The organism is Actinopolymorpha rutila (assembly GCF_013407855.1).
GTDB lineage: Bacteria > Actinomycetota > Actinomycetes > Propionibacteriales > Actinopolymorphaceae > Actinopolymorpha > Actinopolymorpha rutila.
The window spans coordinates 659,690-673,735 of record NZ_JACBZH010000001.1 but is presented as its reverse complement, the minus strand read 5'-3'; the positions used below and the strand labels follow the sequence as shown (position 1 = coordinate 673,735).

The following is a 14,046-nucleotide window of genomic DNA, read 5'->3' as shown; positions in this document are numbered from 1 at the left end:
GGTGGTTGGCCTGCCCTGCTTCGCGCCGGGTTCCCTACTTCGCGCCGAGATCGCTCAGGGCCTTGTCCGCACCGGAGTTCAGCGGGATCGGGTCGGTCTTGCGGGCGGTGTCCAGCGAGATGTCGTTGGCGGCCGGGTTGACCTTCGCCAAGTCCGCCTTGCGGTCGAAGACCAGCTTGACCAGCTTGCCCGCGAGGTCGGGGTCGAAGCCCTTCTTCACCACCAGCACGTTGGGTACCACGATGGTGGGCACGTCCGCGGGCTGGTCGTACGTCGCCTTCGGGAGTGCGCCGGCCTCGTAGATCTGGCCGTACTCCTGCTGCAGCTTCGGCAGCTCCCCGGACAGGTCGAGGAACTTCACCTTGCCCCGCAGGGACGTGGTGAGGTCGGTGATGCCTCCGGTGGGCAGGCCACCGGACCAGAACATCCCGTCCACCGTGCCGTCCTTCATGCCGTCCTGGGTCTCCGGCAGGCCGAGCCGCTGCGCCTTGACGTCCTTGGATGGATCGAGTCCCGCGGCGCGGAGCAGGCGCTGGGCGATCACCTCGGTGCCGGAGTTCGGCGAACCGGTGGAGATGCGCTTGCCCTTCATGTCCGCGATCGAGTCGATCCCCGAGCCGGTGCGTACCAGCACGTGGGTGTAGTTGGGGTAGAGCCGGGTCAGCGCCTCGACCGGCTGCTTGGTCTTGAAAGCCCCCTTGCCCTCCACCGCGTCGTCGGCGGTGTCGGCGAGGGAGAACGCGACGTCGTAGGTGCCGGCCACGATGCCCTGGATGTTCTGCACCGACGCGCCGGTCTCGCTGGCGGTGGCCTTGTAGCCGTCGATGTCCTGGCCGATCAGCCGGGCCAGGCCGCCGCCGAGCTGGTAGTAGACGCCGGTGGTGTTGCCGGTGGCGATGGTGAGGCGGCCACCGGAGCTCTTGCCCTTGCCGCTGCCGGCGTCGTCGCTGCCGGCGTCGTTTCGCTTGCCGCCGCAGCCGGCCAGCGCGAGCACGCCCGCGAGCAACGCCACCGCGATCCGGACCGACATCCGTGTGGACCGGCGAGTGGACCTGGTCATGTGGTGCTCCCTTGCGTGTCCGGCACCGGCGCGTCAGGCCTGCCACGCAGGCGGCGCCGGAGCAGATGGAGGACGACGGCGACGCCGATCAGCGTGCCGCCGATCCCGGCGGTGAGCGGTTCCAGGTAGAGAAGCAGGAGTGCGGCGGCGAAGGCAAGAACCCGTTCCGGCGCGTTGGCCGGCCCGACGATCCAGCCGCCGGTGGCCGCGGCGAGTGCCGCGACGGCGACCACCGACACGGCGGTGGCCGCGAGGATGCCGAGCAGCGGTCCCTGTGCCAGCAGGGCCGAGCCGTTGTCGGTGAGCACGAACGCAAACGGCACCAGGAACGCCGGCAGCGCGTACCGCCAGGTAGCCCACATCGTCCGGATCGGGTTGCCGCCGGTGATCGCGGCGGCGGCGACGGCGGCCAGCGCGGTCGGCGGGCTGACCTCGGACAGCACCGCGTAGTAGAAGACGAACATGTACGCCTCGGGCCGGCTCACGCCCAACTCGACCAGCGCCGGGGTGATGATGACCGACGCGATGATGAACGACGCCGTGACGGGTACGGCGAGGCCGAGCACCGCGACCGCGACCGCCGCGAACACCGCGGTCAGCACCAGCACCAGCGTCGGGTGGTCGCCGACGACCTGCGCGGCGTCGATGATGATCCCGGCCAGGTTGAGGCCGAGCCCGGTGAGGGTGACGACCGCGACGATGATGCCGGCCGCCGCGCACACCGCCGCCACCGGAAGCACGCTGCGGGTGCCGGCGGCCAGCGCCTCCAGCAGCCGCCGCGGCCCCATCCGGTGCGCGGGGTCGAGGAACGAGAACAGGAACTGCAGGATCGTGGCGTAGACAACGGCACGGAACGGCGGAATGTCGGCCGCCATGAACGCCACGATCAGGAACAGCGACGCGAAGTGGTAGCCGAACCGCAGCAGCAGCCTGCGCGCCGACCCGGCCGGGATGTCGACCGGGCGGGCACCGTGCCGGCGGGCGTCGATCTCGATCGCCAGGATGATCCCGACGTAGTAGAGCAGCGTGGGGACGATCGCGTACACCAGCACGGTGAGATAACTGGTGCGCAGGAGTTCGGCGATGATGAACGCCGCGGCACCCAGCGTCGGCGGGGACAGGATCGCCCCGATGCCGGCCGCCGCCAGCACCCCGCCGCCCTGTTCGCGCCCGTAACCCGCGCGGCGCAGGATCGGCCACGACACCGAACCCAGGCTGACCGCGGTCGCCGTACCTGACCCGGAGACGGTGCCGAGCAGGAAGCCCGCGAGCGTGACCGTACGACCCGGCGCGTTCGGCGACTGCCTCCCCTTCCTGCCCTGGAACGCCGCGAACGACAGGTCGATGAAGAACTTCCCCGCCCCCGACATGTCCAGCACCGCGCCGTAGATGGTGAACAGCACGATGTAGGTCGCGGCCACGTTGAGCGGCGTGCCGAAGAAGCCGCTGGTCCCCATGTAGAGCTGCGGCACGATCTCGTCGATGTTGAAGCCCACGTGGGCCAGCGACCAGTCGGCGGGCAGGTAGCCGCCGTAGTAGGCGTAGGCGAAGAACGCCAGGCAGATCGCCGGCAGCCACCATCCGGTCGTACGCCGGCACGCCTCCAGCACCAGCAGGGTGAGCAGCAGCCCGGCAACCAGGTCGAGGGTCGTGGGCACCTGCCGGCGTTCGAGGAAGCCGTCGAAGTCCAGCAGCGGGTAGAGCGTGACCGCCAGGGAGAGGGCCGCGAGCGCCCAGTCGAGCACGCCGGGGTTGTCGGACGCATCGGCGCCGTCCGCGTCTGTGGGGGGCTTCGGTCTCGGCCGGTACGACACGAACGTCAGCGGCAGGATCGCGGCGAGGAAGAGCACGAGGTAGTACTGCGTTCCCCGGGCCAGCGGGAAGAAGACGACGTACAACACGAACACGCTGACCACCGCGCACATTACGGTGACCACCAGCGCGACCCGGCCGGACAACCGGCGGGCGGGGCGTTCCTCGTCGTGCTCGGCGATGATGCGCTCGACGTCGGGCTGCTCCTCCGCGGCGGCCGGCTCTGCACCGGTGGACACGGTGGAGGATCTGGTCGACGCCGGGTGATCACCCTCTGCCATATGTCACGCTCTCCCCATGGACGAGCTTGCGCATGCAGGTCTCGGTCCCCGGCCGTTCGCCCGGTGGGCGGACCCCGAGGACACGGCGGTGCCGTCGAGCAAGGTCCCAGTGTGGCTGGTACGCCGTCTCGGTGGGCTGACCCCGAGCCCGGCGGTGCCGGTGTCGGACATACCGGTGCCGCCGAGCGCGCTGCCGCCCGCCGCCGCCGACGCGCTGCGGTCCGCCGTCGGCACCGCGCACGTCGACCTGGACGCGCCGGCCCGGCTGGCGCACGCGGGCGGGCAGTCCTACCTCGATCTGGTACGCCGGCGCGCCGGGCACGAGGTCGCCGTACCCGACGCGGTGGTGTCGCCGGGCAGCCACGACGAGGTGGCCGCCGTGCTGGCGGTCGCGGGCGAGCACGGGTTCGCGGTCGTGCCGTACGGCGGCGGCACCAGCGTGGTCGGCGGGGTCGAGCCGGTCGGCGGGGTCGGCGGATCCGTACCCGGCGGGCCGCCGCGGCGCGCCGTGGTGACGCTGGACCTGGCCCGGATGGACGCGCTGGTCGCCGTGGACGAGGTCTCGCGTACCGCGACGTTCCAGCCCGGTGTCACCGGCCCGCGCGCGGAGGCGCTGCTCGCGCCGTACGGCCTCACCCTCGGCCACGTGCCGCAGAGCTTCGCCCGCGCGACGCTGGGCGGCTACGTCGCGACCCGCTCGGCCGGCCAGGCCTCCACCGGGTACGGCCGGCTGGACGAACTGGTGGTCGCACTGCGGCTGGCCACGCCGGTCGGCGAGGTGCGGGCCGGCACAGGAACGCCGAACGCCGCCGGGCCGGACCTGCGGGCGGTGTTCGTCGGATCCGAGGGCGCGTTCGGCGTGGTCACCGAGGTCACCCTGCGGGTGCGGCCCCGGCCGGTCGAGCACAGGTACGAGATGTGGGTGTTCCCGTCGTTCGAACAGGGCCTGGCGGCGGTGCGGGCGTTCGCGCAGGATTGCTCCCGGCCGCCGGACGTCGTACGCCTGTCCGACGAGGAGGAGACCCGGACCACCCTCGCCACGCAGGGAGCGGCCGGGCGGGCCCTGGCGGTGTACGTCCGGACCCGGGCCGGTCGCACCCCGGCCGTCTGCGTCCTGGGCTGGGAGGGCGCGGCCGGAACGACCTCCGAGGCGCGGTCGGCCGTACTCCCCGTGCTGCGGGCGCACGACGCCATCCGGGTCGGCGCCCGGGCCGGACAGGCGTGGCGTCGGCACCGGTTCGCCGGACCGCACCAGCGGGACGTCCTGCTGGACGCGGGCGCGCTGGTGGAGACGGTGGAGACCGCGACCGACTGGGCGGATCTGACCGGTCTGTACGCCGCGGTGAGTACGGCGCTCGCGACCAGCGTCGCCGGGTGCGGCACTCCGCCGCTGGTGTTCGCGCACGTGTCGCACATCTATCCCACCGGCGCCTCGCTGTACTTCACCGTCCTCGCCCGCAGGCTGGCCGACCCGGCCGCCGCGGTCGCGCAGTGGGCGGACGCCAAGGCGGCCGCGAGCGAGGCGATCCGGTCCGCCGGCGGCACGATCACCCACCACCACGCGGTCGGGCGTACGCACGCGCCCTACCTCGAGGGTGAGATCGGACCGGTCGGCGCGCGGGTGCTGGCGGCGGTGAAGGCCGCGCTGGACCCGGCGGGAATCCTCAACCCGGGTGTGCTGGTCCAGCCGCCCGGCGAGCCGCCGAGCGGGCGGGACGGCGTACGCCCGGAGGAGTAGGCACACCGCGCGCCCGCACGCCGTCCGCCGTACCCGAAATCACCCCATCGAGCGGACGCGACGGACTCCCTCGCCCGGCCATGCTGGGACGCAGCCCTACCCGCCACCGCGAGAAGGAGTCATCTGATGGCCGACCGACCGTTCCGCTTCGGCATCGTCGCCGGGCTCGCCGCCACCGGACCCACCTGGGCGGAGACCGCCCGGCGCGCCGAGAACCTCGGCTACGACAGCCTGCTGGTGCCGGACACGCTGTGGACGCTGTCCCCGTGGGTCGCGCTGGGTGCCGCCGCGGCCGCCACGTCCACGCTGCGCCTCGGAACGTTCGTCCTCAACGCTCCCCTGCGCACTCCCGCGGCGGTCGCGCACGAGACGGTGAGCCTGGACCTGGTGAGCGGCGGCCGGTTCGAGCTCGGGCTCGGGGCCGGGCGGCCCGGAGGCGAGGCCGACGCTGCCCGGCTGGGTCTGCCGTGGGGCACGCCGGGCGAGCGGATCGGCCGGCTCTCGGAGACGATCCGGACGGTGAAGGAGGCGCTGGCCAAGAGCGCCGCCGACGCCGGCTCGCCCACCGGCGGCCAGGCGGCACGCGGGCCGGAGATGAGGGCGGTGCAGCAGCCCGGCCCGCCGATCCTGGTGGCCGGCGCCGGGCGGCGGCTGCTCACGCTCGCCGCCCGCGAGGCCGACATCGTGGCGCTCGGGGTGGCGCCGACCGGCACGGAGTACGACCTCGCCGCCAAGGTGGGCGAGCTCCGCGACGTCGCCGGCGACCGGTTCGACAGGCTGGAGATCGCCTACAACCTCGCCGCGATCGGCTCCGAACTGCCCGGCTGGCTGGCCGGCCAGCTTGGCGCGGACCCGGCCGAGCTGGTCCGGTCGGGGTCGGCGGCGATCCTCAGCGGTACGCCCGCGGAGATGGCCGACACCCTCCGCCGGCGCCGGGACGCGCTCGGGATCTCCTACATCACCGTGAACGGGGCGTTCATGGACCAACTCGCGCCGGTGGTGGAAGCCCTCGCGGGTCGGTGAGATCCGTTGGGATTCTGCACAACCCTCGTGAACGGCGAAGCTCCGACGTAGGTATGGGCTGGTCCGGACCGGTCACGCCGACTTGCGGCTGATCATGACGAACCGGGCCGGCTTCCGGCAAGGCCTTGCAGCGCGTACGCAAGAACCGGTAGGACAGCCCTTTCCCGTTGTCCCGAGCACCTTCCCGATCCCGTCCGCGGCCGCGCGCCCGCCCCTACCGTGACCGCATGTCCACCACCACTACGCCTACCGGCAGGGTGCTGCACGCCACCGGCGACACCCCCGCCGGAATCCCCACCAGCCATGCCCGTCTGCGCGCCTGGGTCGAAGACGTCGCCCACCTGTGCGAACCGGACCAGATCTACTGGTGCGACGGTTCGGACGAGGAGTGGGAGCGGCTCACCGACCAGCTCGTCGAGGCCGGCACGCTGGTCCGCCTGAACCCGGCGAAGAAGCCGAACTCCTTCTGGGCGCGTACCGACCCCAGCGACGTCGCCCGGGTGGAGAAACGCACGTTCATCTGCTCCCGGCGCGAGGCCGACGCGGGCCCCACCAACAACTGGATGGCCCCGCGGCAGATGAAGGACACGATGACCGAGCTGTACCGCGGCAGCATGCGTGGCCGGACGATGTACGTCGTGCCGTTCTGCATGGGCCCGCTCGACGCCGAGAACCCGTTGTACGGCGTGGAGATCACCGACTCGGCGTACGTCGCGGTGTCGATGCGGATCATGACCCGGATGGGGCAAGCCGTCCTTGACGGTCTCGGTTCCGACGGAGACTTCGTGCCCTGCCTGCACTCGGTGGGCGCGCCGCTGGAGCCGGGCGAGCAGGACGTGCCCTGGCCGTGCGACGACACGAAGTACATCTCGCACTTCCCCGAGACCCGCGAGATCTGGTCGTACGGCTCCGGCTACGGCGGCAACTCCCTGCTGGGCAAGAAGTGCTACTCGCTGCGGATCGCCAGCGCCATCGCCCGCGACGAGGGCTGGCTGGCCGAGCACATGCTGATCCTCAAGCTCACCTCGCCCGAGCAGCACGTCCACTACATCGCCGCGGCGTTCCCGAGCGCGTGTGGGAAGACCAACCTCGCCATGCTCGAGCCGACCCTGCCGGGCTGGAAGGTGGAGACACTGGGCGACGACATCGCCTGGATGCGGTTCGGTCCGGACGGAAGGCTGTACGCGCAGAACCCGGAGTACGGCCTGTTCGGCGTGGCACCGGGCACCGGCTGGAAGACCAACCCGAACGCCATGCGCACCATCGAGCGCGGCAACTCGTTGTTCACCAACGTCGCGTTCACCGACGAGGGCGACGTCTGGTGGGAGGGCTACAGCGACCAGCCGCCCGTACACCTCACCGACTGGAAGGGCCGCGACTGGACCCCGGACAGCGACGAGCCGTCCGCCCACCCCAACAGCAGGTTCTGCACCCCGCTGCCGCAGTGCCCGATCGTGGCGCCCGAGTTCGACGACCCGCGCGGCGTACCCATCTCCGCGTTGTTCTTCGGCGGCCGGCGGGCGACCACGGTGCCGCTGGTCACCCAGGCACGCGACTGGACGCACGGGGTGTTCCTGGCGGCCACGCTGTCCTCGGAGCAGACCGCGGCGGCGGAGGGCAAGGTCGGTGTCGTACGCCGGGACCCGATGGCGATGCTGCCGTTCATGGGCTACAACGCCGGTGACTACTTCGACCACTGGATCAACATCGGCAAGCACCACGACGCCGCCAGGCTGCCGCAGATCTTCTACGTCAACTGGTTCCGCCGCGACGAGGACGGCTCGTTCCTGTGGCCCGGGTTCGGCGAGAACGGCCGCGTCCTGAAGTGGGCCATCGACCGCATCGAGGGTCGCGCGGACGCCCGGGAGACGCCGATCGGGTACGTGCCCGCACCGGGCTCACTGGACCTGTCCGGCCTGTCGATCGACGACGACTCGGTCGAGGAGCTGGTGCGGGTCGACGGGGAGGAGTGGCGGGCCGAGGTGCCCGGCATCGCCGAGTGGTTCGAGACCATCGGCGACACCGTGCCGGCCGCGCTGTGGGGCGAGCTCGACGGCCTCAGGCACCGGCTCGGGGAGCGGTGACACCGGCGGCAGCGGTGGCAGCGGTGACGCCCCGCAGCGACGACGCCGGCTCCGGCCGGTGCACGCCGCGCGGGCGGTAGCCGAGCGCACCGCTCTCGCCGAGATAGTCGGCGAGCAGCCAGATCACCGCCAGCCACATCTCCGTGCCCTGGAGGCCGGGCGTTCGGTCGCGGTCCGGCCCGCGGTCGTCCTCCAGGGCGAAGGAGAAGCCCGCGCCGTCACGCCACCGGGTGAGGGCCCGCTCCAGCTGCCAGCGGGCCCACTGCTCGCCCTCGTTGCGGCGCAGCCGGGTCTGCTTCCCGACGAGCCACAGCGGGTGGATCACGTCCAGCACGTTGCAGGCGTTGCCCCGGTCGTCGGCGAAGTACGCCGCGTCCCGGCTGTGGGTGAGCACGGTGTCCAGCGCCTGCTCCGGATAGGGCAGCGGCAGACCGAACTGCGCGTAGGTGCCGCGGGTGAGCCGGTAGAAGCCGTTCACCGGCTGCAGCCACCGGCCGTTCGGGTCCGGCGCGCTCCACATGCCGGTGAACGGGTCGGCGTTGGTGAGCAGCCAGCCGAACAGCGGCTCGGCCGGCCCGGTGACGCCGAAGTCGACCAGGTTGCGGTGCAGAGCGGTGCCCACGCCGTCCACCCAGGAGCCGGCCGACCAGCCGCGGGTGTCCCAGGGCAGCGCCGCCAGCCGGGCGACCAGCTCCGGCCCCGGCAGGTCCGAGACCGCCCGGATCGGCTGCGGGAACGACGTACCCAGCAGTTCGAGTGCGTACCCCACGGAGAGGATGTGGTAGCTCGCACCGTTGTCAAGGCTGGGTTGCTCATGCGGCTGTCCTGGTGTCGCGTACTCCGGAACGAGCCCGGTCCCGGCGTCCTGGCGCCCCCGCAGGTGCGCGGCGATCTCCTCGCCGGGCAGGTGCGGCGGAGTCGTGCCGAGCAGCAGGTCGGCGATCTCCACCGCGTCGCACCAGGCCCGCACGGTGGGTACGGCGCCGGGGCGGTCCAGGAACCGGCCGCCGTGGACGACACCCTCGCCGGCATCGTCACCCGCGTCCGGCGCCGGCCGCCAGCAGCGGGCCAGCACCGCCTCGGCCTGTTCGCGGGCCCGGTCGGCGAACGCCGTCAGCCGCGTGGCCAGGTCGCCGCCGGCCCGCCCGGTCTGCCGGCGGTCCCGGATCTGCCGCGCGGGGTTGCCGCCGACGATCGCCCACGCCGGCACGTCCTTGGTCACCACCGCACCGGCGCCGAGCACCGCGTGGTCACCGACGTGCACGCCGTCCAGTACGACCACGTGGGAACCGATCCACACGTCGTTGCCGATGGTGATGCCCCGGGACGTCGTCGGCTGCTTGCACACCGGCCGGTCCGGCGCCGTCGAGTGGTTGAAGCCGAGCAGCGAGGTGTGCGCGCCGATCCGCACCTGGTCGCCCATTCGCACCTGGCCGCGCACCACGGAGTAGGGGTTGAGCGTGCACTCCGCGCCCATCTCCAGGACGTCGACCTTCACCACGGCGTGCCCGCCGATGTAGGACTTCGCGCCCATGCGCAGCCGCTCGGGATAGACGTGGGCGCGGGCCGAGACGAACACGTCGGGGCCGAACTCCACGTCGCCGCGGCCTGCGAGTTCGTTCTGCCACTCCTGTTGCGCCTTGCGTTCGGGCTCGGTCGCGTCGCGGTGGAACGACCAGGGCGAGCCGAAGTCGTAGTACGTCTCCGCGTGGGTCTCGGGATGGGTCTCGGGCACCGGCACACCGCCGTCGGTCATCAGCTCCCCCTCGGGAAAACGCTCTCCAAGCTCCCAGTCTGGAGCACCCGGCCGGTCGGGACAACGCGCGCTTCAGGAACCGGCCGACCGGGCCCTGCCCTACGGATCAGGGCAGACCCCGCAGCGCCAGGACGTGTCCTACCGGCGGAGGAAGCGCCTGCGGGCGCGGCGGGCCAGGATCCTGACCAGTTCTGCGGAGCGAACCTTGTGGACCGGCACGCCGACCTTCTCCGGCTTCGGCGCCGGCGGAGCGGGCGATCCGCCGTTGCCGTTGCCGTTGCCGTTGAGGGTCGGAATGGCGGCGATCGCGCCGAAGAGCGCCTGCGCCGCCGCCTCCGGGTCCACCGTGGCCTCGGAGGTCGCGTTCTCGGCGGCCTCGGGCAACTGCTGGTGCAGGAGCTCCAGATCGCCGATGACGCGGACCCCGGAGCCCGCGACCCAGTTCGCGATCTCCTGGCCGATCTCGACCGCTTGTTCCTGCGCCCACCGCGGGGTCGTCACCCTCGGCTCGTCCGGCCCCGGCCTGCGGGCCTGCTTCATCCGCTGGATCGCGCCGTACCGCACCAGCCTGGAGTAGAAGTTGTCCGGCAGCTCGTCCTGGCTGCGGAACTCGACGTTGAAGCGCCGGACCATCTCGATCTCGCCGAGGCTGAGCGACCGGTTGGTCGCCACCTGCACCGCCGGCAGCGTTCCGTCCGGCAGACCGAGCAGCGACTCGAACACCCGCAACACCATGTCGCGGTGTGAGTCGTCGACCACGACCACGGTCACCCTGTCCCGCCCGACCACGTCGACCCACCGCTCGATCAGCCGATCGTGCCGGTGCCGGCGCCAGAAGCTGGGGTTCGGCTGCTCGTACGGCGGAACCCGCAGCATGTGGTGCAGCCAGTTCTCGTAGGTCGTCCGCTGGCCGTTCTGCACGTACTGCTGCCACTGCGAGGGAAGGATCTTGACCAGCGGCCGGAGCGTCACGACGACGTGCACCCGCTCCCCGCCGAGGTCCTCGACGATGCGGGCGATGGCGTCCGGGGCGGCCTCGGAGAAGAACTCGCTGCTGATCACGCCGGTCTGGTCGTCGGCCGCCGTCACCTCGGCGAGCAGCCGATCCCAGTGCCGCCCCTTCGGCGGGTCGTCACCCATCATCGAGTGCCGGCCGGTCACGGCGAGCACAGCATGCATGGGGTGCCGGTCGTAGCTCGGGTAGTAGATGCCCCGCTCGGCCAGCTGGTCGCGAATCTCGAACAGTGCCGCCTGGACGGCGGTCGTCCCCGTCTTGTGCGGTCCGATGTGCAGCAACCGGGTGCCGGTCGGCACTCTCCAGTCGTCAGCGGGCGGATCGGACGTCAAGGCGAGTTCATCTGTCATGGCAAAGGCAACGTAATGCCACGTACAAGGACGATCTACCTGAGGTACTTCCCGCGTCCGGATCCGGACGCGGGAAAAACCACAGGTGACGGGACCGCTGCGGTGAGGAGTGGTCGATCGGGTCGGCTGGGCCGGGCCGCCCCACTCAGGTGGGGTACGGCCCGGCGCTCGCCGAGGGCGTTTTGCCGAAATGAGGGCGGAGGCGGCGGGATTTGAACCCGCGAGAGGGGATGAACCCTCAACCCGCTTAGCAGGCGGGCGCCATAGACCGGACTAGGCGACGCCTCCCCTCGTCCTGGCAAAGCCAGGACGCCGGATCAGGGTAGCGGGCCGGGGCGGAGCCGGGCAAAGCGACCTGCCACTAGCCACGAACCGCGAGGTCAGATGGCCAATCTCAGGGTGGTGGCGTACCGTGCGCTGATCCGGGACGCGCGTCGCCAATGCCGGGAAACCGGCCGATTGCGCGGGCCGAACCGGAGAAAACGTACCGAAAACGGGCATCAACCTGTCACGAACCCGTCCGAACCCCCGGGAAACGTTCGTCGCCCGGGCGGGTCTGCAGCGCCTGTGGGGCGACAGCAGGACCGAACGACCAACAGGAGCCGCACGTGGAGCTCGGCAGACCTCGCGACGAGAGCGAACCGGATATTGCACCCGCGAGTGCAACTCCAAGCCCTGCTCGCACGTCGTGCCAGGGTGAGAGCCAGCACGTCCGCTCCCGAGGGCGGTCCTGGACGGGGGTCCGAGTGGGATTGAATACGGTCCATGTCTGAGCTGGTAAAGGACGACCACGGAACGTCGTCGAAGCCGCCGGTGACCGACCGGCGACGCCGTCGGCCGATGTCGTTCACCAGCGCCCTCCTCCTGACAGTGGCCGGCGCGCTCGTGCCGGGTCTCGGCCTGCTGGCCGCCGGCCGCCGCCGGCTCGGAGCGGCGGTGCTGGCCGTCGCCGTGGCCGTCCTCGCGGTCACCGCCTGGATCGGCCTCACCCAGCGGCGGTCGATCCTGCACTGGCTGGTCCAGCCCGACACCCTCCGGCTGATCGGGATCGTGCTGCCGGTGATCGGCCTCGCGTGGATGGTGGTGATCGTCCTCACCTACCGTTCGCTGCGGCCTTTGAACGTCAGCCCGTTGCAGCGCATCGGCGGTTCGGCGCTCGTCACCCTGCTGGTGCTGGTCGTGCTCACCCCGCTCGCCGTCGGTGGCCGCTACGCACAGGTGCAGCGCGGAGTGGTCCAGGACGTCTTCGCCGGCTCCCACAGCCGCAGCGCCACCCGCCCCAAGAACGTCACCGCGGCCGACCCGTGGGCCGGCCAGGACCGCGTCAACGTCCTCCTGCTCGGCGGCGACGGCGGCAAGGACCGGTCCGGCATCCGGCCGGACAGCATCCAGGTCGCGAGCATCGACACCCGCACCGGCAACACCGTGCTGTTCAGCCTGCCGCGCAACCTGGAGAAGGTGCCGTTCCCGCCGGGCTCGTCCCTGGCCAAGGCCTACAAGGGCGGCGTCTACGCCGGGCCGGGCGACCAGCTGGAGTGGATGATCAACTCGATCTACCGCAATGTCCCGGCCCAGCACCCGGGCCTGCTCGTCAGCGACAACCCCGGCGCCGACGCCACCAAGCTGGCCGTGGGCCAGGCGCTCGGCCTCAAGCTCGACTACTACGTCCTGATCAACCTGCAGGGCTTCGAGCAACTGGTCAACGCCCTCGGCGGGATCACCGTCAACATCAACGAGCGAGTGGCCATCGGCGGTGCGACCGACGAGGGCATCAAGCCGTCGGGCTACCTCCACCCGGGCCCCAACCAGCACCTGGACGGCTACCACGCACTGTGGTTCGCCCGCGGCCGCTACGGCGCCGACGACTACCAGCGGATGCTGCGCCAGCGCTGCGCGATGAAGGCGATCATCGACCAGGCCAACCCGGGCACGGTCCTCACGAGGTACGAAGCGATCGCCAAGACGTCGAAGCACATCGTGCTCACCGACATCCCGAGCTCACTGCTCCCGGCGTTCGTCGACCTGTCGATGAAGGTGAAGGGCGGCGACGTCAAGAGCATCGCGTTCACCAACAAGATCATCAAGCCGTGGAACCCCAACTACAAGCTGATCCGCAAGCGGGTGAGCACCGCGGTCGCGGCCAGCGAGAAGGCGCCGCCGACCAAGAAGCCGGCGATCCCCAAGGACAACCCCAACAAGACGGCGAAGCCCAAGCCCACGCCCACCGGCAATGCCACTCCGAACCCGAACGCACCGGCCGACTCCCTCGCCGACGCCTGCGCGTACCGCCCGGTCCAGTAGCCGGTTCAGTAGCCGGTCAGTTGAACGGGCGGTAGCCGTGCGCGGTGTTCAGCCGGCTCTGCAACTGCTGCTCCAGCGAACCGACCGGGACGTCCAGCAGCCGGGTGGCGATCAGGCTGCGCCGGCCGTCGGCCAGTGCGACGACGAACACCGGACCGGCCGCACCGTCGGACCGCCGTACGTCGGCGACCTCCGACCAGCGCGCCGACCGCACGCTGTCGCGACGCCAGTTGGTCCGGTTGACGAACCCCTCGTCGGACAGCACCAGGCCCGACCGCCCGCTGAGCCGTGACCAGGCGGCCAGCGCCACGACGATCACGAAGACCGCGAAGAAGATCCACTCCAGCGCCACGACGAGAGTGCCGTCGATCGCGGGTACGCCCCGGCGGAGCGCCTCGAGCACCACGACCAGGGCGAGCCAGACGCAGGCCATGCCGAGCATGCGGACGCCCAGCGCCGGGCGCAGGCGGTAGCTGACCGAGGAGTTCGAGCCATGCGAGCTTTGCGAGCCGTGCGGGGTCGGCGGGGTCTGCGGGGCGGACATGACACCGGAGTCTGTCACGCCGCCACCGCGGCATCGTCAGGCGTCCGGCCCGGCATTCTGTTCGAGCGGGTCGCCTCCCCTG

Annotated in this window: 8 protein-coding genes, 1 tRNA gene and 1 pseudogene; 4 read left to right on the top strand and 6 right to left on the bottom strand. The window is 71.5% G+C overall.

Annotated features, from left to right (window positions below):
* Positions 1-34: 34 nt before the first annotated feature.
* Complete coding sequence (locus F4554_RS02830) at positions 35-1,060, bottom strand: TAXI family TRAP transporter solute-binding subunit (protein WP_179785920.1); 1,026 nt, start codon at positions 1,058-1,060, stop codon at positions 35-37.
* Positions 1,057-3,111 carry a TRAP transporter permease gene (locus tag F4554_RS02825; protein WP_337795847.1) on the bottom strand — a complete coding sequence of 685 codons (2,055 nt, stop codon included), beginning with the start codon at positions 3,109-3,111 and terminating at the stop codon, positions 1,057-1,059. Before F4554_RS02825 ends, F4554_RS02830 begins: the two co-directional genes overlap by 4 nt.
* Before the next feature lie 58 nt (positions 3,112-3,169).
* Here F4554_RS02825 and F4554_RS02820 point away from each other — a divergent pair, with 58 nt between their 5' ends.
* From F4554_RS02820 to F4554_RS02810, 3 genes are all read left to right on the top strand, one after another.
* Complete coding sequence (locus F4554_RS02820; RefSeq protein ID WP_202889118.1) at positions 3,170-4,891, top strand: FAD-binding oxidoreductase; 1,722 nt, start codon at positions 3,170-3,172, stop codon at positions 4,889-4,891.
* A gap of 126 nt (positions 4,892-5,017) precedes the next feature.
* The gene (locus F4554_RS02815; protein WP_179785918.1) at positions 5,018-5,914 is read left to right on the top strand and encodes a TIGR03621 family F420-dependent LLM class oxidoreductase; all 897 of its coding nucleotides are present in this window, start codon (positions 5,018-5,020) and stop codon (positions 5,912-5,914) included.
* 227 nt (positions 5,915-6,141) lie between these two features.
* Positions 6,142-7,998: a phosphoenolpyruvate carboxykinase (GTP) gene (locus F4554_RS02810; protein ID WP_179785917.1), complete on the top strand. Its 1,857-nt coding sequence runs from the start codon at positions 6,142-6,144 to the stop codon at positions 7,996-7,998.
* Between the two features lie 1,156 nt (positions 7,999-9,154).
* Here F4554_RS02810 and F4554_RS33925 read toward each other — a convergent pair.
* From F4554_RS33925 to F4554_RS02795, 3 genes and pseudogenes are all read right to left on the bottom strand, one after another.
* A pseudogene (locus F4554_RS33925) lies at positions 9,155-9,310 on the bottom strand (DapH/DapD/GlmU-related protein); the annotation flags it as partial.
* A 582-nt stretch (positions 9,311-9,892) separates the two neighbouring features.
* Complete coding sequence (locus F4554_RS02800) at positions 9,893-11,119, bottom strand: hypothetical protein (protein WP_179785915.1); 1,227 nt, start codon at positions 11,117-11,119, stop codon at positions 9,893-9,895.
* A gap of 197 nt (positions 11,120-11,316) precedes the next feature.
* Positions 11,317-11,407: transfer RNA gene (locus F4554_RS02795), tRNA-Ser, on the bottom strand.
* 477 nt (positions 11,408-11,884) lie between these two features.
* Between F4554_RS02795 and F4554_RS02790 the strand changes: the two genes are divergently transcribed.
* Positions 11,885-13,420 carry an LCP family protein gene (locus F4554_RS02790; RefSeq protein WP_238341196.1) on the top strand — a complete coding sequence of 512 codons (1,536 nt, stop codon included), beginning with the start codon at positions 11,885-11,887 and terminating at the stop codon, positions 13,418-13,420.
* A gap of 16 nt (positions 13,421-13,436) precedes the next feature.
* Here F4554_RS02790 and F4554_RS02785 read toward each other — a convergent pair whose 3' ends face one another.
* On the bottom strand, positions 13,437-13,964 hold the full coding sequence (locus F4554_RS02785; protein ID WP_179785914.1) for a hypothetical protein: 528 nt from the start codon (positions 13,962-13,964) through the stop codon (positions 13,437-13,439).
* Between the last annotated feature and the right edge of the window lie 82 nt (positions 13,965-14,046).

Bases quoted from the DNA above. Each gene is read 5' to 3' on its own strand.
- F4554_RS02830 (WP_179785920.1), bottom strand. From the start codon at position 1,060: ATGACCAGGTCCACTCGCCGGTCCACACGGATGTCGGTCCGGATCGCG.
- F4554_RS02820 (WP_202889118.1), top strand. From the start codon at position 3,170: ATGGACGAGCTTGCGCATGCAGGTCTCGGTCCCCGGCCGTTCGCCCGG.
- F4554_RS02815 (WP_179785918.1), top strand. From the start codon at position 5,018: ATGGCCGACCGACCGTTCCGCTTCGGCATCGTCGCCGGGCTCGCCGCC.
- F4554_RS02810 (WP_179785917.1), top strand. From the start codon at position 6,142: ATGTCCACCACCACTACGCCTACCGGCAGGGTGCTGCACGCCACCGGC.
- F4554_RS02800 (WP_179785915.1), bottom strand. From the start codon at position 11,119: ATGACAGATGAACTCGCCTTGACGTCCGATCCGCCCGCTGACGACTGG.
- F4554_RS02790 (WP_238341196.1), top strand. From the start codon at position 11,885: ATGTCTGAGCTGGTAAAGGACGACCACGGAACGTCGTCGAAGCCGCCG.
- F4554_RS02785 (WP_179785914.1), bottom strand. From the start codon at position 13,964: ATGTCCGCCCCGCAGACCCCGCCGACCCCGCACGGCTCGCAAAGCTCG.